At 70.5% G+C, this 21883-nt stretch carries 2 protein-coding genes and 1 pseudogene; 1 reads left to right on the top strand and 2 read right to left on the bottom strand.

The genetic code is table 11. The features are described from left to right. Window positions 1–72: 72 nt before the first annotated feature. Complete coding sequence (locus AB0G14_RS22580) at window positions 73–6000, bottom strand: hypothetical protein (RefSeq protein ID WP_357700376.1); 5928 nt, start codon at window positions 5998–6000, stop codon at window positions 73–75. A gap of 1273 nt (window positions 6001–7273) precedes the next feature. On the opposite strand from AB0G14_RS22580, the pseudogene AB0G14_RS22575 reads away from it, so the two are divergent. Continuing rightward, window positions 7274–8042: pseudogene (locus AB0G14_RS22575) on the top strand (transposase family protein). Window positions 8043–8457: 415 nt separating this feature from the next. Here the strand turns inward: AB0G14_RS22575 and AB0G14_RS22570 are convergent. Further along, complete coding sequence (locus AB0G14_RS22570) at window positions 8458–21765, bottom strand: hypothetical protein (RefSeq protein WP_357700374.1); 13308 nt, start codon at window positions 21763–21765, stop codon at window positions 8458–8460. Window positions 21766–21883: the final 118 nt, after the last annotated feature.

Here is a 21883-nt window from a genome sequence, read left to right as displayed (position 1 = left end):
TGCGGTCCGCCGGCCCCGGTGTCGGTCGGCTCATTGGCCGCCAGCCCCGCCGCCGACCAGCCCCGGACGCGTTCAGGAGGACACCGGCGCGCAGCGCACCAGTGTCTGCATAAGCGGCTTCAGAGCATCCCGAGACCGCGGGAGCTTCCTGTGAAGGGCGAACACCGCACTGCTCCACTCGTACCTCCCGACCGCGTCCAAGCCGGCGATCCAATCCGGCTCGCCGCCCGCCACATACGACGGAGACAACGCGAACGCCAGCAGCCGCAGCACTTCCACGTCAGCCCTGTCCCCATCAGTGTGGGCGTTGTCTGCCGCGAAACCGGCAAGCGCATGCATGGCGACGTGAGTCAACCCGGGCAGAGCATCAATGAGAACCGACCGCCGCCCAACGTTGTCCGTCGCAGCGAGGTACGCACGCTCAATGGCCGAATCGTACCGGCGCAGACCAACACGGCCTGGCCATGAACCCCGATCGGACGTCCACGCAGAAACGGCTCGTCGACCACCGACAACAGCCGCCCGGAGACCACCCCGACCAGCCCGCATCACGCCACCACCCTCGACAGCCGTGGCCGGTCCAACGCCGTCACCGGCACCCGACCTCGGAACCCACTCGATCACATCCCGAACCTGCGCTCCAGCCCTCCCACCCACGACCCGACCCCGCCACGGCTGACCCGGCCCGACCACCACCTCCGGATCAGACACCCGCAACTCCCCGAACCACCCAGGCAACCCCCCCGACGACCGCTCCGAAACCGGGCCCACGACGAGGTTCCGCAGCCGCTCCACACCGGACAACGCATCCGCGTCATCCCCGGAAAGCCGGTGGTAGAGCCCGGGGGGGATCGGCAGGCCCGTCCGCGACGGCGTCGCCGGCCGCTCCGGCTCGTCCGGGTCTGTGGGCGACGCGCCGGAAGGAGCCTGCGCTCGATCAGGCGGTGGGACCGAGCCGACGGGCAGGGTAAAGCGCGTCGGCTGAGGCTTGTGGAGCAGCGCCGAAACCCGGTGCTCGCTCTCCATCCTGTGCACGATCACCGCGTTGAGCGCCCAGCCAAGGATCTCGGCGAGTCGCTCGGCGTCGTTGGCGTGGTCGGGGTGGACGGTGAGCTGATGTGTTTCGCCGCGATGGGTGCGGAAGAACGCATGCCGCAAGTCGTCCGGGGCCAGCCGGAGTTCGGCACGGGTGCCGGGGCCGGGCACGGCCGTGGTGATCTGTACAGCGAACCGGTGCCCGTCGGGCGGGAACGCTTTGATCCGCCCGGCGGCGCGCACGTCGATCCGGTACCCGGCCAGTCGCGGACCGTTGACCGCCGCCCACAGCCGCATGGTGAGCGGATCGTTCCGGTGTGCCTCCCCGAGCGCCCGCCCGGCCGCCGCAAGGTGGGTGTCCAGGACGACCCCCTCCGACGCGGGCTCCTCTACACCGACGTCGTCGGTCTTGAGGGCGGGGTCGGCCGGCAGGGTGTCGCGGAGCCGGGCCAGCGGGCTGTTACCAGTGACCAGGTAGCCGTGCCGGCGGCGCAGGTCCGCGGTCACCGCCGCCCACCGCCGACCGTCGGGGTCCTGCCCGGTACGCAGGCCGAACCGGTCGAGCAGCAGGGACACCTTGATGCCGACCCGCTCGGGGGTCAGGTCGGCGCGGGCGGTGCGCAGCGGGTCGTACGCGTGGTCCAGGTCCTTGGCCAGGTCGTACAGCTCGTTGATCGCACGATGGTCCCGGCGGGTCAACCGCACCCGCTCGACCGGCGCCGCACGCCACAACGCCGGCGGCTCCCCCCGCCGCGACACCGTACCGATCCGGATTACCGCCCGGCGGACCAGACGGCCGTGGTGATCGAGCCGCTGCCGCAGCGACCTGGGCATGTGCCGCAGGGTGTCGAGGGTCCCCGGCCAACCCGGACCCGGCACCGGCCTGATCCGCTCGTTCACCGTCTTGGCCCGGTCGAGCAGCCGGTGGATCTCATCTGCCAGCTCGGCCTTGGTGCTGGTCATCCGCTGGGTCTCGGACAGCGCCGACCTGATGCTGGCGACCTGCCCGTACAACGGCGCCGATACCCGCAGGATGTTCTCGCCGAGACCGGTGACGAGCTTGGCCGCGGCGCCGACGCCCAACACCACACCCGCCGCGATGCCGACCGGGAAGACCAGGGTGAGCGGGCCGGCCGCGGCCAGATACGACGCCATCGTCGGCAGGTGCTTGTAGTAGAGCTGCAACCGCCCGGAGACCTCGCGCGGGCGGCCGGCCGCGTCGTTGGCCCGACCCTGCGCCCGCGCCTCGGCCAGCGCCGTCATGCCCAGCGACCGCACCTTCCGGAGCCACCAACTGTTCCCGGGATCCGCCTGCGAGTGCTCATCGATCGCACGCGGCGGGGTCAACTCCGCGTTGCGGTCCCCGTTCAGCAGGTAGTCGGCCGCCTGGTCGATGTACCGCAACCGCTCCAGCGTGTCCCAGCTCGCCACCGCCACCAGGTCGGCGAACTCGTGCCATTTCAGCCCACTCCACCCCGCCCCGTAGGCGCCGCCACTAACCGCCGCGGCCACGACGTTCAGCTGCAACAGATCGACCGCGCTGGCCGCCAGGAAACCCAGCACCAACGACGGCAACTGCGCCGCGCTGTGTTGTGAGCTCACCCGGAGCGCGTTGTGCAGGCGGCTCGGCTTGCCGTCGGCCACGCCCCGCGCGACCAGGTTGTAGGTCTCGGCCAGCTCCGACCGGTGGAACGGAGATTTGCGACGACCGATCATCTCGGCGATCAGATTGTCGGTCTGCCCGGCGATGTCCGCCATCATGTCGGCAACCAGTCGCCGGGTCTGTTCGAGGTCGGCGCGCATCGCACCGTCGACGCGCAGCCGGCCGGACACCTGGCGGTCCCTCTCCTTCCGCGCCAGCAGCTCCCGGATCCGGTAGTAGGCGCTCTCCACGAAGTCGTTGCGCAGCTTGTCGTTGGTGCGGGACCACGCATGGGCGTACCGGTCGGAGGCCACCTTCTCCGGATGGTCGAAGACCCAGTCGGCCGCGGCCTGGGCAAGGTTCGCCAGCACCGTCAGGCCCACGGCGATCCCGCCGGTGACGGCCCGGCTGGGATCGGCCGCCACCACGGCGGCGAGCGAGGCCAACGACTGCGCCAACCCGGACGGAGACCGCTTCGTGATGTTGGCCATCGGCCCGGCCCAGGACGGTTTGTCGAGCGCCGACCTGTCGACCTCCAGGTCCGGCTTGGCCAACCGGTCCTTCGGTAACTCGTCGCCGCCGGCGCTCATCCGCGCGTTCGCCGCGTCCGACCATGCCTGCGGCGCCGCGGCCGCCCCCTGACCGGCGAGGCTGGCCGCGATCAACTGTGTGGTACGGCCGGCCAACAGGCCCGCGCCCGCCGTCGTCGCCATCGGCAGGACCGTCGACACCACCCGCCGCATCGTGTGTTCCGACAACCCAGGCTTGCTCGGTACCGGCGCCGGTGACGTGCCGCTCCGCGCGGCGGCACGGACGGCCGCGATCGGTCCGGCGTGCTGGGCCGCGAGCGCCGCCCGCAGCTCATTACCGACGGCGGCCGGCAGACCCGGCTCCTGGAGCAGTTCCCGCATGCTCTGCGCTTGCATTCCCAGCAGGCGGTCCAGCATCCGCTGGTGGAACGTCGGGCGTCCCGCCTTCGCCCGCGTCCACCGCGCGATCGTCGAGGTGCCGGCGTTCCGCAGGCGAAGCAGTGCCTCGTGCTCGGCGAGCAACCGCAGGCCGTGCAGGAGCTGATCATCCAGCGGCTGGCCCAGCTCGAGGCCGAGCGCCGGCCGGCCGGAGGCGGCTTCGGCCGCGAGCCACGCCGTCAGCACCCCGGCCACCCCGACTCGCAGCGCGGCGTCGCCGGCGTCGCGCCGCACCTGGAGCACCCGCCGGTCCCCCGCCACGTCCAGCCTGACCGCCATGGTCCGCGGCCACTGCGCGCCGGACACCACCTCGATGTCGAACGCCATGAGCCGGCGGTCGTCATCCGGCTCCGGGCGCACCCCCGGGTCGAGCCGCAGCCGCAGCACGTCGCGGTCGCCGTCCTTGTGCACCCCGGCACCCCGCAGCTCCCGCGACGTCGCGGCGAACGCCGCCGCAGCCGCCCGTACCGCCTGGACGAGCTTGTCCGGATCGGTGTCGGCGCGGGTGCCGAACAGGTGCTCCATCACCCGTACCACCGCCGACGGGGGCAGACCGGCGCCGAGCAACCAGCGGCCGACCGCCTCGGCCCGGGCCAGCCCGCCCTTCTGGTCGCGGAGCACTCCCAGGTCGGCCAGGTCCCGCGCCATACCGGCGTCGAGGGCGGCGACGACATGTGCCGGGGCTTTGTCCGACGCGGACTCCAACCGCTGCAACCGGTAGGCCAGCCTGGCCAACCTCCCCTGATCCTCGGGCCCGAAGTGCAGGAACCGCTTCCGGGCCACGCCCTTCGGGTTAAGCAGGTCAGGGCGGGCCGAGTGCGAGTACACCTGCCAGAGCCGCCGGCCCAGCCCACGGCGCAGCGCGCCGACCCGCCCGCCGGCCCAGACCAGCCAGCCAGCCAGCTCGTCGGTGGGCAGGCCGACCGGCACCCGCAGCACCGCCTCCGGAAGCCGGCCGCGCACGGCGGACTTCACGTCGTCGGGCGCAAGCAGCAGTGTCGGCGTGGCGTACGCCTCGTCCATCTCCACCCGGATGTCGAACGACCGCCCGTCGCGGTGGTACCGCACCACCCCCGGCCGGCCGTCAACCGCGATCATCCGCCGGCCGAACGACGCCGGATCGGACACGCCATCGATGTTCCGCAGGGCGGCGTCCACCATCGCCTGCTCCGTCGAGTGGATCACGCCGCCCACCGGCACGGACTCCGACCGCACCGGGTCGTGCAGCGGCTCGGGCTTCGAGCGAGTGGATCCGGCCGCAGCGGGCCGCGCCGGATTCTCGGGGCGCAGCATGGTTTCGATCCACGGCCCGCGCCGGCGTCCCATCGCCCGTACGGTCCTGCGCATCCACGGCGACCGCTGTCTCCAGTACTGCGCCTGCAGCGTCGCCGCCCGCTGCTTCGCCCCGGCGGCCTTCGCATCAGCGCTCGCGTCCCGGTCACTGGCGATGATTTCGGCGATCACACCGGCCAATTCGGTGGTCAACGCGTCCACACTGACGTCCGTACGTACGCGCAGGACTCGTGGGGAGCCGTCGTACTCCACGTCGTTGACCGCGCTCCGGCCGTCCGGCTCGACGAGGATGAGCGGGACGACCCGCCCGCCGTTGCCGGGTAGCCGCAGCCGCAGTTCGTGTCCGCCGTCGTCGGGAAGCTCTCTAGCTAACCCGCCCTTGAGGTCGCCGATCAACGAGACCAGGTCGGTCAACGCGCCGTTGATCCGCTCCAGTGCGCTGGCCGGGTCGGTGACGGCCGCCCGGCTCCAAACCCGCTCCAACACCCGGCGACCGTGGGCGTTGAGCTCGCCGAGCTGGGACAGCAACCGCCGGCGCACCGTCGAGTGCGGCTGTCCGTCCAACAGGCCCATGTCGCCCAGCCGCAGGATCAGCGCTTCCTCGTCCCGTACCGTCCACTCGTCCGGATGTTCCTTGGCGTACATGGACATCACGGCGACTGCAGCCCACCGCCCGCGATCGGCCGGCGTCAACACCGCGAACCGTCCGGGCCGCGACGCCTGGTCCAGCACCAGGCCGTCACGCTGGTACAACAGGTGGCTCAGCCGCGCCCACCACTGCTCGGCGAACCACTGGGTGGCGGTTCCGGCCAGTTCGGCGGCGACCACGTGCGGGGCGGACCCCTGGGCCACCACCAACCGGGCGGTGTGTTCGTTACGCCGTACGACCGACGCGACGCTGTCCGCGATGGCGAAGCGCGACTCCGGCGCTGGGCCGAACTCGACACTCACCGTCAGCCGCCGCGTGCCCTGACGGAATGTCAGCTCACCGGGCAACGTGTCCGGCAGCCGGTCCGACTCGAGCTCGACCCCGAGCCAGCCCCACGCGAATGCCCGACGCACCGCCTCGATCGGGCCGACCGCTTTGACGGCCGCTGCCACATCAACCGGCGTCTCATCGATATGCTTCGCGTCAACGGGCGGGCCAGCCGGCGCCTCGGGGTCGGCTCGGGCTACTCCCCGGTCTGGCGGCTGACCGCCGGGTTGTCCGGGCGACCGTCGCCGCATGGGCCCCGCACTCGGCAGGTAGACACCCCGGCGGTCCGTGACGCCGAGCGCCGCGGGCGGCAGCGCACCGCTCTCGGCCGCCTCGAGCCGGGCCGATATGCTGCCGATCGGTTCGGCGAGCGTCTCCCCGGTAAGGCTGCGCAGCGCGGCAACCACAGACGGCGCCGCGCCCTGTATGAAGGTCGACTGACGGGACACGGCCGGCGAGTTCGCCAGCGGCTCGGCGGTGAATTCGGGCAAGAAGACCGGCTTCTCGTCACCACGCACACGTGCTGCGAGGCTTTCCCCCGACGCGGTTCCAGATGCCACACCTGCCGAAGATGGTTCCGCGGGAGGTGACTCGTCCTGCGTCTCCCCGGCCCGCGCCATCCAGGTCATCGATCCGGCGAGCGTGGTCTCCCTGCTGCTGAAAGCATCCTCATCGACGCCGACCACGCCCGCCGAGGGTCCGCAGTCGGCAAAGGGTCGCCCGGTAGCTGCCGTCTCCCCGTGAAACGGCGTCGCCGGGAGCGTCACCCACGGCGACGGTCGGGTCGGATCCCTTTCCAACCTCGCGGCCGCTAGTTCACCCATTCGACGCCCATCGTGTAGTCAACTTGATGCTCCGGTCGAAACGACGGCAGAACCCCTTGATCGAGCATGCCCGGTCGACTCGAAGGCGCGACTCCGCTCAGTTGAATTCAAAGCGAACCACGATTGAAGATGACTTCAGCGCTCGTCGGAACCGGCGGGCACGGCATCAGCTGTTTGACATGGATAGAAGCGTTGAAGCAATCACCCTGACCAGCCATGTTGGTAGAAGGCCAGCGACAACACGCCAGTTCGTAGCCGGCCCGGAACAATTCTGTTGCGAGCCGTTCAGGCAGCTCACGACAACCACAATTAAAATTCGGGAACTCGACGGATGCTGGTCTCTTCGTGTTTACCGCTGCAACTGCCTGTTGCGGTGGTTCCCCATCAATTAAGGAGACCTTCAACTACTGAGCCCTTTCCAAACCTGATGTTGCTGGTCAGGCTGGTAGGCGGGGGCCGTAGATCGATGAGGGCGAGGCTCCAGGTAAGACAGCAAATCGACCAAAACCCGATGCCCCGACCGGGAGCCTCGCCTGTGCTGTCCTACCCCTCCACGATCTCGTTGTCCAGCCGGACCTTGAATCACCTGGCCGATCGCATCCGCAGCCACCGCAACCACCGCCGATCCAGGTGGCGGCGCCTCGACGCGGGACGGCAGGCACTGCTCGCCCTGGCTCACCTGCGCAACGGTGATACCTACACCCGGCTGGCCGCCGGGTTCGCCGTCGGCGTTACCACCGCATGGCGGTACGTGCATGCTCGCGACGGCCGCCGACGACCTGGCCACCGCCATGGACCGGATCCGCCGGCTGGCGTACGCGATCCTGGACGGCACCCTGATTCCGATCGACCGGGTCGCCGACCAGAAGCCGTACTACTCCGGGAAACACAAGCACCACGGCGTGAACGTGCAGGTCATCGCCGATGCCGCCGGCCGCCTCGTATGGGCTTCGCCAGCGCTGCCCGGCTCGGTCCATGACCTGACCGCAGCCCGAACCCACGGCATCATCGAGGCGCTGACCAGTGCAGACGTGATGACCTTCGCCGATAAGGGCTACCAAGGAGCCCGCGGCAGCGTGCGCACTCCGTTCAAGCGGCACCGCTTCCGGCCGAAGCTGTCACGCCGGCAGAAGGCCGTGAACCGCGCCCACGCGAAAATCCGCGCCCCCGGCGAACGCGCGATCGCCACCCTCAAGACCTGGAAAATCCTGAACAAGCTGCGCTGCTGCCCACGGCGAGCGACCACGATCGTGCAGGCCATCCTCGTTCTGCACCACGTCGAAGCCAACCGCTACGCAGGATGAAAAAGGCTCACTCCACCGGCAGCCGGTCCAGTCAGTCCTTCGCGGCCGCGACGAGCAGCGCCGAATTCCCGATCCCGGCCCGTCCGCGCACCAGCGTCAGCCGACCGCGCGGCGGCGTCTCCCGCAGTGCGGCGTCCAGCGCGGCCAACTCGTCCTGGCTGTCCGCGAAGACGCATCGACGGCGGGGTCGGTCGAATCGGGGCCGCAAGAACACCGCAGGCCCAGGTCGTCACGGGCGTCGGGTCACGGCCGCGTCGTCCAGCCGCGACGGCAACCGGCGGAGATCGCCGCCCCTGGCGTGCGGCAATCCCGGCGGCCACCCGGGGAAAACCCTTACCGCGCGACAGCGGCCAGGCCTGAACTACCGGAGTAGACCGCGAGCTCCGCGACGGACCACCACGAGCTGCTGCGCTGGTCAGGCGCAGCGAGCGAATGTCTTGACGAGCAGCGCTGTCAGTCGCCCCGCGTGCTGCGGCCACAGGGCCCGCAACGGCAGCACCGCGGAGATCCACTCGTACGTGGCCTCGGGGCCGAGGCCCGTGATGGCCCGACCATCCAGGACGAAGCTGTCGGCTCCTGACAGCGCCTTCGCGACAAGCTCGAGCGCGACCGCGTCGGCCCGGTCGGCACGCGTGGCCGCGCGGGCCGACACGAACCGCGCCAGTGCATCGACCGCCTCGTATCCTGCCGCCGGCAGGATCTGCAACAGCGCGGCTCGCCGCCCGCGGTTATCGGCAGCGGTGAGGTAGGCCCGCCGCACGTCCCACCCATGGCCGACCGGTGATGCCCGCTCGCCACGACGCCGGGGATGCTTGCCCGCCGCCAGGCGCGGGCTCCACCGGATCGCCCCAGGCATCGCGGCCAGCCGGGCCGCCGCACCGGCACGGAACCGGGAGAACCACGGCCCGGCATGCGCCAAGGCCGACTTGGCGTCCAGCCCTATCACCGGCGCATAACTCGGCTCCGCCGGATCCGACCCGTCCGGCTCGAAGCGCCTGAACTCGCCCATCTTGGTGACCACGCGCAGGCGACCGTCCGGCCCGATCTCGGCCCGACCGATGAACACCCGTCCACCACGTGGGCTGACGAAAACCCGATCCTCGGATGCCCAAACCGTCAGCGCGTGCGCTGTGGCAAACGCCTGCGCCTGCGTTTGCTCGCAGGCCAGCAATGCCGCTTGCGATACGCCATCTGCCCTCGCGAGCGTCAGCCCCTCCCGCAGCGCCGCCCGCGTGCCTTCGGTGAGCGGCGAGCCGTCACCCGCGCCATGTCTGTGCACGACCGCTGTTCCGGGGCGCACCGCCATCCATCGCATCACCGCCGGATCAGGCTTCAGCCCCACCCACACGTGCCACACGCCACCGCCGCGGAACAGTCGGACATCATCGATCCCGAGCGGCACCTCGACCTGCTCCCCGGTCGCCGCGGGTACCGGGCCGAGTTCGAAGGCCGGCTGCTTGCCAAGCCGGACGAGAGTGATCTGCTCCACGACCCCCGGAAGCCCATCGTCCTGCAACGCCGCCCGGAACCGGTCCAGGAACTCGTCAACCAGCCGCGGGCCGTCGACGACCCACTCCAGCGCCGTCCCACTGAAATGCCGGCGCTCCACCATCGCCACGACCGCAGCGGCTACTTCCTCCGGGCCGAGGGTCACGACCGTCGCCTGCTCCCGGTGCCAGACCTGGATCCGCTGACCGTCGTTGGTGGTCGTGGCCAGCACCCGGTTCACGCCCGGCAACACCCGCACCAGGTCCGTCGTCCGCTCGTCCCGAAGCCGGGCGAACCGCTCCGGGGGCGTCAACACGAGCACGGCGCCACCCCCATCGGAGATCAGCAGGCCGGACGCTGTGCCGCCCGCTATCGGCAGCGGATGATGCCGAGCAGGGCGCCCGTCGGGTAGCAGCCAGACCCAGTCGGCCGTCCGCCACTCGGTCATCAGGTCCGCGATCATCTCCACGATGACCCGTCCCCCCGACTCGACCAGCATCGAGTCCGCAGGCACGGCCGCCGCGTCCACCGGCCCGGCGGCACCCGGCGGGAGGTTGACCCGCACGCGCGTCCGTCCGTTGGCATCGCGGGACACCCAGGCCCGCTCCCGGACCTGCGGCAGCGTCATGCCCTCGCGCAGCGGCGGTGGCGGAGACGGCAACGGGCGCAGCCGCTCGAGGACGACCTCCGCCTCCCAGTGGTCGGGCACCCCGTGCGCCGCCGCGTCGGCGACCACCACGCTGCCAAGCGGCAGACCGAGCAGGACGGACACGTCCCGGCCCGAGCCGGAGGGGAACCGCAGCAGAACTTCGTCGGGGCGGACGAACGCCGGCCGGGCCGCCGACCCGAACACCAGATGCCGGCCGTCCAGCAGGGTCTCCCGATCGGCCACCGCGTACATCGGCGCGTCCAGCACGGGGAACCGGCGCGTCGCCGCGTACGCGGCACGCAGCACCGCCCGCATCCCGACGTGCCCGTCCGCAGCCAGCTTGTCGCCATCTGACCCCGCCTCGATGCCCGATCTGGTCCGCTCGGCGGGCGTCATCGTCCAGGCTGCCAGATAGAAGCGCAATGCCAGGATCTCCGCGGACACGGGGGCCAGGCCTTCGCGTCCGCCGGTGACCACACGAAGGTCGGGCGGGCCGTCGACCCGCATTTCGCGCCGCAACTCCTCGGCCCGATGATGGTTGATCGTCCAGGCGGCCACCGACAGATCCGCTGCAGAAACGTCGTCCCGCGCGTCCACCGGCCACCGCCCGAAATCCCGTGGCGCAGGCCACCGCGGACGAGAGGGAGGTCGCAGTCCTCGACCACGCCCGGCACGCCCGCGCGTAGTCGCGGCCGGGGGTTCACGTGGCAGCCGGCCCACCGCGTGCCCCAGCCGCTCCATCGCCAACCGCAGCTCCGAGAGCATCGCAGAATCGTTCTCGGTGGACGTTTCCGGCTGCTGAGTCACACGCTGGTAGATCCGTTGGAACTCGGCGTTGAGACGCGTCAGCCTGATCGTGTAGGGATGCTCCGTGACAGCGGGTCTGGTCAGGCCCCGCTCCGTCAGCGCGGCGTAGACCTGCCTTTCCAGGTTGTCGAATTCCTCTCTCACCCGCGCCGCGCGCGCCTCCGGCGCCGGGGGTGCCGCCTGCACCTCCGGTACCGGCCGAGCCTCCCCCGATGACGACCGGGCCGAGTCGTTCGGCAATGCCTGCTGGGGCTCCGCCGCCGGCATCCTCACCGCCGAGTCGTTCGGCAATGCCGGCTGGGGCTCCGCCGCCGGCACCCTCACCGTCGCCTCGTATTCGGTGCCGGCGGCTACAACGGTCACCGTCGGGCGATCGGACGAGCCGTGCGCCCGCTGGAAGCCACGGTCGGTGTGGTTGAACACGACCAGCCGCAGGCCCCACACGTCCGCGGTGACCTGCTCCACCGCGGCGGCGGCGCCGGTCGCCCACACGTCGTCTCTCCGGATGGCGTCGAGCACCTGGCGCTCCGCCGCCCGCCGCTCGGATGACATGCCCTGGAACGTGAACAGCCGCGCCCAGCGGGACGGGGCACCCCGCGCCGCCGCGGCAAAGTCCTCCTCCAACCGGCGCGCGACCTCTTCAGGCATCACCTCGCTAGACAGCCCACCTGGCAGAGCGCGAGGATCGTTGACGGTGTCGGCCTCCCGCACCGCGCGGAAGAAGCTGCCGTTCCGGACCAACCGCCGCCGCAGGCGCGCCTGCCAGAGGCGTCCGCTTAGCTGCCCGGCAGCGAAGGCGACGAACTCCTCCTCGGCTTCCGTCGCGCGCAGGTTGTCGGCGTCCAGTCCTTCGGCGATCAGCGCCTGGTGGATGTGTAGCCGCGATTGCCCGGGGTCAGGCGCCTCGGCCAGCCGGCCCAGGAATGGGCGGGGCTCTTCCGCCAGCTCCTCGTAGCTCTCCGGGTCGCCTCCACCGGGTATTGGCTCGACAAGCAGTCCGCGGCCGGTGAACTGGTCAAACCGGAGGTGCGTGTACCACCCGGTCCGCGGATCGCCCACGATGAATTCGGGAGCGCCGGTCCGACCACGGGTCGCCCGCAGCATCCGGTATTGCTCTCCGGTCCGCGGCGATTCGGCGTTCGGCTCCCGGACGTGGACGCCGCCCACCTCCCACACGTGCCGCCAGAAATCCGAGCGTGCGGCAACGTCACGGATGCGAGCCCCGAGGTCGTCCGCGGGGGGAAGTCGCTTATCGAAGGTCAGCCCACGCCCGATCTGCTGGCCGTACTCCTCGGCGTCGATCGCGACCGGATCAACCGGAGAAGATGAGCCGTCGTGCAGCACCGGCAATGGCCGGTCGAGCCCGGCCACCTCCCCACTGAAGGTAGCCCGCCCGTCGATCGTCACCTCTTGCCGGAGCCACCGCCCGGTCCGCTGGGCGAGCACCAGCGGGTCGCCGGGGCAGTGCGTCGCGACCTGCCTCCAGGTGACCTCGTCGTCGGACTCCTCGAGCCTGGCCCGTGCCGACCCTTCCACGTCGTGCCATTGAACCCTCCACGCGAGCGGCGCCGGCACTGGCGCCGTCTCCTCCGCGTCGACGGTTAAGGTCACGCGGGTACCGGTCGTAACGGTTGTTTGCTCTTCGGACTCACTCCAGGCGCCGAGGTTGACATAGCGTGCCAGCTCTTGAAGGCTGCGGCCAAGCCGCTCGACCAGGGTCGCCGGGGACGCCGGCCTCCCGCCCACCTCAGCGCCGCGGACATGCACCGGGATACCGTCCGAAATCGCCTTGTCAATGGCTGCTATCGCCGCTCTCGCAGCTTTCAGCCGCTCCTCCGCCGTTTTCTCGATCGTCCGATGCGGATGTTCCTGGTCGGGGAGATCCAACAACAACGGCGTTTCCACCGCCAGGCGCTCCAGCGCGCCTGCTACGTCGTCCACGAAAGACCGGGCTATCTCCACCAGGCCCCAGAGATGCACCCTGCTCCGGAGACCCCAGAGGTGAGCGGCCGCCGCGGCGCCGTTCACCCAGGTGGTCTGCTCCGCGCGGCCAACAGCGTCCCAGGCCCGCGCCACGGCCCTGGGCGGCGGCATTTCGGCCAGGCGGTCACGCACCTTCTGCCGGAGGCTGGGCGAGAGTCGCAACAGGTTGAGCCGGGCGAGCCGCTCGTGCAGCGGGAGGTCTGGGTCATAGCCGATGACGCCGAAACCCGTACTGCTGCCGAACGGATCGGCACCGTCCTGTACCGTTCCCAGGATTCCGCGGAGGGCCCAAGGCAGCTGACGGAAACTAATCGGCTCGATGGTCTTTCGCGTCGAACGGTCCTGGTCGTGCCAGACCTCCTGGGTCGGCACCAGGGCAACGGCCAGCAGCAGGTCGGCGACGGCCTGTGCCAGCTTGGCACGGCAATCGGCGGGGACGGGCCCGAGCCACCCGTCAAGATCGCGCAGAACGGCGGTGACCTGGGGATCACCGAACACGTCCGGCACATACGATGTCAGCCAGCCGAGGCCGCCGGCGAACCACCTCAGTCCCGCGCCCATGCGCTCGAGTTCCGGATCCGTGAGCCGCATCAGCTGCGGCGCCTGGGCCCGCAGGGCCCGGTATGCGGCAATGAACTCGTGCACGGCCGGGTCGTAACGGTGAGCGGGCCTCGTGCGGCGCAGCGGTGGCCGCCAGTCGGCGACAGCCGCCCCCTCCGGGTGGGCCGCCGCGGGCTCAACCTCCCATCCACCGGCCAGCAGACCCGTGACATCCACCTCGAACACGCCAGTTACCGTCACCTGGCCGAGGGAGGACTCCGGCAGGAGGAACGTGTCCGGGTCGGCGAAGCGCAGCTCTCGCCCATGCATCATCGGGGGCGCACGGCGTGTGCCCACCGCGATCGCCGCCCCGGCACCCACCCGTACCCGTAAGAGGTAGCCGCCCGAGTGGCCGGCCGCGGCGGCGACCGGGTCGGCCATCGCGAGCACCCACGGTTCCCAAGCGGCGACGCCTCGGAAGCTCCCCTCCAGCGCATCCGGCGACCACACCACCAGGTCCACCGCGTCGGCATTCACCGCCGGAGGTCCTCCGGCCGCCCACAACAAATCCGCCTCTCGAGGCACAAGCGAGGGCAGCCTCAACCTGGGCCGGGACGACGACGCGGCCACCGTCATCGCTATCCGGCCGTGTTCCGGCGCCGGAGCCTCCCCCCCGGCCCATTGCGCCCCGGTGACCGGCCGCAACCACCCCAGGGCCGGCACCCACCGGGCCGGCGGTCGCCATCCGTTCTGCAGCAGGCCGTCATCCGGGCGGGTGCCCGCCTCGCGCGCCCACGTCGTGGCGACCAGTGACAGCTCCGGCCCGTACTTGCCGATGATCGCCTGGCCCGTGGCGGTCGTCCCGAGCACCGCGACCCGCGTCGAGCGAGCCAACTCGACCGGAAGCTTGTCCAGCAGGGCACGCAGCCGGTCCAGCCGCGTCTGGCCGCCCGAGCCGAGCAGCAGCGTCAGCCATCCCCGTCGCGCCGGCAGCAAGGCCAGCCGCTCCGGCACGGCGTCAACGGGGTCATCCCCGAACACCAGGAGAAGATCCGATCGGATTCGCAGGACGCCGTCCGGCAACCGCGCGTTATCCTTCCGTCGCCAGGCCGGCACCGGCAGCAGGTGTCCCTCGTCCGTGGTCGGCTTATAGAGGGCGTTGCGTTTCCACGCTTCGGTGCTGTACAGCACCCCATCCTCGCCTCCGAACACCTCGCCTGCGGTGTGCAGCAGCGCCACCGCGCCGTTCCAGGAGACCGGGTCCACCTTCAGCCACCAGGGCAGCCCCGCCGGCAGCGCGTTGGCGAACACCAGCTGGTGAGACTCGTCCGGGAGGTCGGCCAGGACCATGCGGTCGGTCAAGTCCACGGCGAACTTCCCAGGCCCGCCGACCACCCACATCGGCGGGCTCGCCCGGGGGAGGCGATGGACCGCGGTCCGGAAATCGTGCTCGCGGTCGGTGGTCCCCTCCACCGCCGACCGCAGCCACCAGCCGGCGGCGATCCGTTCAACCCGCACCCCAGTCTGGACCGCAGGTCGCTCGGGCCAGCGGCCGAACCCGTGCCGGGCAGGAGTCGTGTACGCCAACGGCACATGGGTTCCGTCGACAATCGCACCCGTCTCGGTCGGCACCAACGCGCGCCGAGGTCCGCCGGCGGCGTGCCACAGCCGCAGCGCATCGTGCAGTTCGAGTTTCTCCAGCCGGCCGTCGAGGTGCAGCATCAGCCTGAACGAGACGTGGACGAACCCGCCGACAGCCCGCCGCCACCCGAACCACGAAACCACTGGGAGGTCGGGTATGAAGATCCGGCCATCCGCGAAGACCTGGAACCGGGGGACCAGCCGCGTGTCGTCCCAGGGCTCGGGCCGCACCTCACGCGAGACCTGCGCTCCCTCGATCGCATACGCCGAACGCTCCGCCGGAACCCGGGCCACCTGGTTCGCCCGGGCGACGTACTCCCGCACGGTCGCGTCGGGATCCGGGCCGCGGCCCCGCCGCCCCGGCTCCAGAAGAGCCGCCGCCTCGGCCAACTCCCGGTGCGCCGCGCCGGGCGCGTACGTGCCCGCTCCGAACATGTCCCGGTGCAGCTCTTGCCGCCAGGCCGGCCAGTCCGCCGGGGCCGCGTCCATGCTCGCCAATGCCGCCAGCTGGGCCACCAGCTCGTCGCGGCTCAGAATAAGCTGCCGCTCACCGACCGCGAGCAGGTGCAGCGCCGCCAGGTGCGCCGCTGCGTGCAGGAAGGTGACCCCCACATCCGTGATGGGCAGGTCCGGACGCACCCGGAGCGACCACGTCAGCGGGTCGACCCGCGCCGGCTCCTCCGGCCGCCCCGACACGTCGTCCAGCTCCAGCACCGCGGGTGCCGGCACACCCAGCAACGGTGCCGCCTGCCGCGCCAGATCGCGCACGAACTCCTGGACCGGACCCGCGAACGGGCGTCCCTGCGCAAGATGCCATATGTTGCCGGACGTCATGCCATCGGCCAACCGCATCCGCCAGTGCCAGGACGGCAGCTCCCCCCGGCTCGCGTCCAACAGGTCCACGTCGCCGTCGACGATCACGCGCGGCAAGCCATTTGACGGCGGTGCCCCGGGTCGGGTTGGGTCCAGTGCCGTCGCAGGTCGTCGAGGCGCACCGGACGGCGGCCCTGGGTCGCCTGCACCGCCGGCACGGTGGACAGCATCGACCACATCCGCCACGTCCGCCCGCTCGGCAACGCCGCTCGCCTCCATCAGCCCAGACCCGGGCCGGTCGAGTCCTGTGCCCATATTGATGTCGCCCATCGAGTTTACGACCGCCACGTCGTGCCGGTCGAGCGGCGTCTTCTCGACGTCCCTGACCCGGGACGCCGCGTCCGGCGCGCCGAGGATGTCAACGGCGAACTGATGCAGCCTTTCCCGGCGGCTCGGCGGCGCCCACCGGATCAACGCCGCGGAGGGTACCTGCGCCGCCGGAGCGAGCACCTCGACGCGAACCAGCAGCGCCATCTCGCGCGTCTGCACCGGAAACCATCTGCTGGTGCCGGCCGGCCGCGCCTCTGTCTCGCCGCGCACCCGAAAAAGCACGTCGCGAAAGACGAGTCGGTTGGTGTTCGTACAGTGCGTCGGCGAGGTTTCCGGAGCGACGCCGGGAAAGCGAACGCCACGGCGAGATCGAGCGCCGGACAGCACCCGGGTCCGCGAGGTCGCACCGGCGACGAGCGACACGTCGAACCAGTTCACCGTCAGCGAGGATGTGTTTCCCGGAGCCGAGCCGAACCGCCGGTCAACGACCGCGTTGTTCACGTACGGCGATGTGCCGCCGACGAACTGCACGCTGACCTGCTGCTGCCCCTCGGCGCTCAGGTGCGAGACCATCGCTCGGATGGGTTGGTTCTCGATGATCACGTCGCTGCCTCGCCCGACGAAGTACACCACCGGCGGGTGCTGCTGGCTGTCGGGCTCGAAGTGGTCGGTCGACTCGGCCCAGGGACTAGCGTGCGTCGGCTCTATCGTCACGGTGCCGCGGAGGTCGACCGAGCCAAGCAGGCCCCTGCGATAGCTACGCCGATCGCCGCCCGGTCGAAGCAGCCAGTGCAGGGCCGCGTTCGTCGATCGCCCGGCGAGCCACCCGTCGATCTCGTCGGCGACCGCGTGCGACGCGGACAGCCAAGGGATCGAGTCGTTCGCCGCCGACGCCAGGAGCTCGCTCGCGTTGAACCAGCTCACCATGTAGTCCCTCGGCATGTCCGCGAACGGCGCCATCGTGCCTGCCAGTCGCAGGTACGGATCCGCCGCCGACGGGGTAGCACCGAGGAGACCGGGCAGACGCGGGTCGCGCAGCGTCGCGGGCACCAGCCGCGGCCCGTGCTCCTGCCACGACGGTGGCGCGGGTAGGACCGGGCGGCGCGGGGTGTCAGCGCGTGGTACCCGCAGATGCGCCAGCACCGGCACCCACTGGGGGCTCCGGCGGGTCCCGTGCCATCCCAGGGCGACCATGGGCCCGACCGAGTTCAGGGAGACCGCGCCGAGGGGCTGCACCTGGACCGTGATGCCGAGTTCGAGCGGGTAGCTGAACAGCACGGCGTCCTCGTACGCCTTGGCGCCGGTGCGCGGCGCATACCGGTAGAACCGCACCAGCCGAAGGGCGGCGCGCCGCGTCACCGTGGCTGACATTCCAGGGGTGTGCCCACGGATCGTCTCCGGACTCCCCGGCGTGAGCGCGTTGACTCCTGCCGTGACGCTCGGTGAGACGACCCGCCAGCGCCGTTTTCCCACCTCCCTGCCGGGCTGCTCGTACGTCTCGATCCCGGCTTCGGTCGAGTGCCGACCGGGCAGCCGGCGAAGGTTCTCGGGCGGGACGCTCTGGTCGGGTCTGGCCACGACCGCCACCGTCAGCCTGACCAGACCGCCGTATGCGGTCGTCACGAACGTCAACGACTTCAGCGTGACCGGCTGGGTGGGGAGCATGTGCCGGCCCGCCTCGAAGTAGCGAGGAACCATGGCACGCAAGGCAGCCGGCGCCGAGATGTCCGACAGGATCTGGTGGACACCGGGTAGGTAACGGGTGGAGCCGGGCTGGGCAACCCGGGGCAGCGCCGCCTCGATCGCCGCCACGCCGCTGGCGTGCAGCTGCGAGCCCATCGCCGCCAGGGTGGTTCGTCCCTCGTCGCCAACGCCGCGCTCACGCACGTCGGAGATGGTTCCCATGCCCAGGCCCTGGCGGTCCACCAGCCGCCTGGGCAGGTAGCGCACCGCCCTGTCGGCGGGAAGGCGGCCTTCGCGGAAGGCCACCTCGTCCTGGCGCAAGGTGTGGTCCTGGGCATCGAGCCGCGCAACGACGTCGGCCGGTAGGCCCGCGATCGGGGCGGCCTGCGGCGGGACGCCCGTGAGCTGGTTGATCCGCTTCATCACCCGCCAGAGCGCGAGCAGCTCGTCGAAGTTGAGATGGGCTTCGATGCCGTACTCGACATCGAGCGCCAGCGTGTGGGTCTTCGCCACGTCAAAATCCAGCATGGACAGCACGGACCGTGCTGGGTTGCGGGAAGCGGCCTCGACAACGGCGATGAACGTGAGGGGAATCTCGATGTGCCACATGGGCCCCTCGTGAACGGTGACGCGGGTATCGGTGGCGTCGTCGGTTGTGAGGTCCGTGGTGGTGTTCGTGACGCTGTGCCGATACGCGGCATTGGGATACGTGAGCAGCCAGTTGCCGAGGCGGGTACGGAACAGGCTCGCCCGGACAGGGGTGATCTGGTGGTTTCGGGATCCCGTCTCGTTCTGCGTGCCGCCGTCGGTGATGTGCACCCAGTCCTCGAGATAGAAGACGCTTCGGCCGGCGAACGGCGGCACGTAGCGCGGTTGCCGCGGATAGGCGGTCAGGAGCAGCTGCCCCTCCTCGTCACTTCCGAAGCCGTGCGAGGACACCTGGTCGGAGGCGATCGCGGTCCGGGTCAGCTGGTCGTTGGCGGCGCGTAGCCGTGCCGGGCTGACCAGGTAGCGCCGGATCTGGGATGAGTTCGAGCCGTGCGCCGCGGGCGAGTCACCGAACAGGGACGCCGCCATCCAACCGCGGGCGGTGCTGCCGGTCGCGGTCTGCATCAGCTGTCGGAACATCGAGCTGAGCTGCCGCGAGCCGCCGACCTCGGCCACGCCGGCGACGGTCGGGAGTCGGGCATCGCCCGGCCTGCCGAGCGCCGCGAGGTCAGCCTCCGTCACGTCCCGTGGCTCGCTCACCGTCGGCGGTGCCGCCTTCGTCGACAGGACCCGGAACTCGGGGACCCAGAAGCGTGCCGACCAGACCTCGAAGTCCCGGCCCGTCTCGTCGACGAAGCGCCACACGGGATCGTCGTCGTGGGGCGAGTAGATCGCCGCCCGCAGCTGAAGGTTGGCACCGAAGGTGTGCGTCGGCTCGCCGTCCTGTTGCTGGAAGAACACCTCACGGGTGTACGACCATCCGGTCGGCGACTCGTAGCTCGCTTCCCGGGTGTACTGGTACATGCCGAGGGTCAAGGGCACGTTCTTCAGTACCTTGTTGATCACACCGATGACGAGGTCCAGCGCGAAGCCTCCCCAGATCCGGCCACCGGTGGTGTGCGAACCCTCGAGTTCCACGTTGACCTCGGGGTTGAAGATGACCCTGTTCGTGATGCTGGCACCCTCGTGCCGGGCCACGTCGTTCGCCGGCCTCGTGAAGTACAGACGCAGGTAGACGCGCTCGATCCCGAAGAGGGTCTGGCGTTCGAAGGGGATGAAGACGCCCTCTCCCACTCCGGCGTCGTCCCAGTTGGCCTCCAGGTAGTCGCTCGACTGGACGTTGAGCAGTTTCCGGAACTGGATGACAGCCTTGCCGGTCATCTCTCCCTTGGAGCACACGTAGCCGTTCTTCGCCAACCATCCGCGCACCGCCCGTTCGAGCGGCCCGACGGCCGGGTGCGTTGCCAGTTGCCCGCTGCCCCGCTCGCCCCTGCGCAGCTGGTCTAGGTGCGCGAACCCGGTGCCCAGGCCGTACTCGATGCTGGCGGGCGGGTGCAGTGCGGGATTGGGCGTGCCGAGTGCCTCCGGGATGTGGCGCGTGCGGGCCCCTTCGTACTCGCTGGCGGCACCGATCCAACTCACCGGCTCGGTGGTGCCGTCCGTGGTCTCGATGGTCGCGGTCCAGTGCACGTCCACGTCCTGGATGAGCGCGGGCGCGGGCTGGAGCTTGGTGGACGAGCCGTCGCGAACCATGCCGGACTTCAGGCCGCGGTAGACCACACCCGCGCCGCCCGACTGCTGAGTTGCGGACTCGCCCACGCCCATGCCGACGACCCCGCCGAGTCCGCCGGTCGAATACGTGCCAAGCTCGGTCATCGTCTCGGTCGCGTTCGGCGTCACCACGGTGCCGGCGCTGGCAACCGCGCTGACGTCGTTGCGGATGGTCACCGCGCCCGTCTCCTCGACGGTTCCCTTGTGGTAGAGCTCGAGCGGATTACGTCGAGTCCGCGCGACGTCGAACCGCGGTATGAAGTCGGCCTTGAGACGGAGGACTCCGATGTGGTTGCCGTCCTCGTCCAGCAGCGGCTCGGAGAAGAGGCCGTCCGTGCGCAGGACCGGCCCGGCGCCACCGATACTGTCCGCGCCGAGCAACTCCAGCAGGTGCCGTTGCGACTCCGGCTCAAGCTTGTCGAGACCGGGTAGTCGACGGCGCAGCTCCCGCTCGACACTGCCGGGGTCGTGCAACTGGTCGATGACGAACATCGCATCGACGATCTTCGTAACGTTCGCCACGGGTCTGATCGCCCGTCCCGGCCGGGCGAGATGGTCCGGCCACCACACGGTCAACAGGTTGGGGTCGGGCCGGTCCAGGATGCTCACCGACTCCCGCGGGTTGCTGCTCACCGCCGGGGCGACCGTGACCGACCAGCTCAGCTTGTAGTACACAGGGTGATGCGGGTCGCGGTTGCGCTGCACGTAAAAGCTGTCGGCGCCCATCCGGGTGAAGACCGCACGACGGAACTGGTTCACGGTCCAGCGGAAGTCGAACCCGGGCGTCAGCGACCTGAGCCACCGAAACAGCCGCCAGCCTCGGCCGAGTCCGACGACCGAGCGAAGCGAGAAGGGTAGGTCGCGGAAGTTGGCCGTGTGGTACGAGGCATCGGCCGACGACGAGGTGCCTGCCCGCACCTCGCCCTGCACCTCGGTCGTGTCGCGCGGGTCCTCGGCGCGCTGCTCGTCGGACGGCTCCGCCCGCACGGCAAGGAGCGCGACGGTCATCCGCACCGCGTCGGGACCATGGCCGAGAACGTACGTGCTCCCGCTGGGCGCGTGCAGTGCGGGAAGGTCGTGGCTCAACCGAGCCGGGATGGCGATCTCGTCCAGGTCGGCGTACACGTCCCGCCGAGCCCTGCCAGACACTCGGTGCCGGTCCACGAGGGCCTTCGCATATGCCTCGCCGAAGTCGCGCCGCACCCGCAGCAGCACCGCCTCGCCAGGCACGCTCTGCTCCCAGAACTGGAGCAGAGCGGCTTCCGCAAGGTCTTTCACGAAGACCGCCGTCTCGGGGGTGAACTCCCGCTCGTTGGTGCTGCCGACGTAGCCGCCCCCGTTGCTGAGGTCGGTCAAGTCGAGCTCGAGGCGGTTGCGCAGCCGCTCGATCTCGTCGCTCGACGAGGGGCCAGGCTGAGCCGTGAGCTCATCCAGCCGTTGCGCGGCCTCCGCGTAGGTCAGGTTGTACGCCTCGTCTTCGATCGTCAGTTCCGGTTCAGCGGGGACCGTTGGTTGCCCTGGCGACGTCACACCCTAAGACTACCATTCCGATAGGATAACCGGGTTTCTTCCCGGCGGGCCTGGGCAGGGCCTGAGCTGAGTAGGGAGCGTTCGCGCAGCCCAGGGGTGTGCTGACTGCATGTTGGGG

Source organism: Micromonospora sp. NPDC023814, assembly GCF_040639595.1.
Taxonomy (GTDB): domain Bacteria; phylum Actinomycetota; class Actinomycetes; order Mycobacteriales; family Micromonosporaceae; genus Micromonospora.
This window is presented reverse-complemented; position numbering and strand designations above follow the sequence as displayed.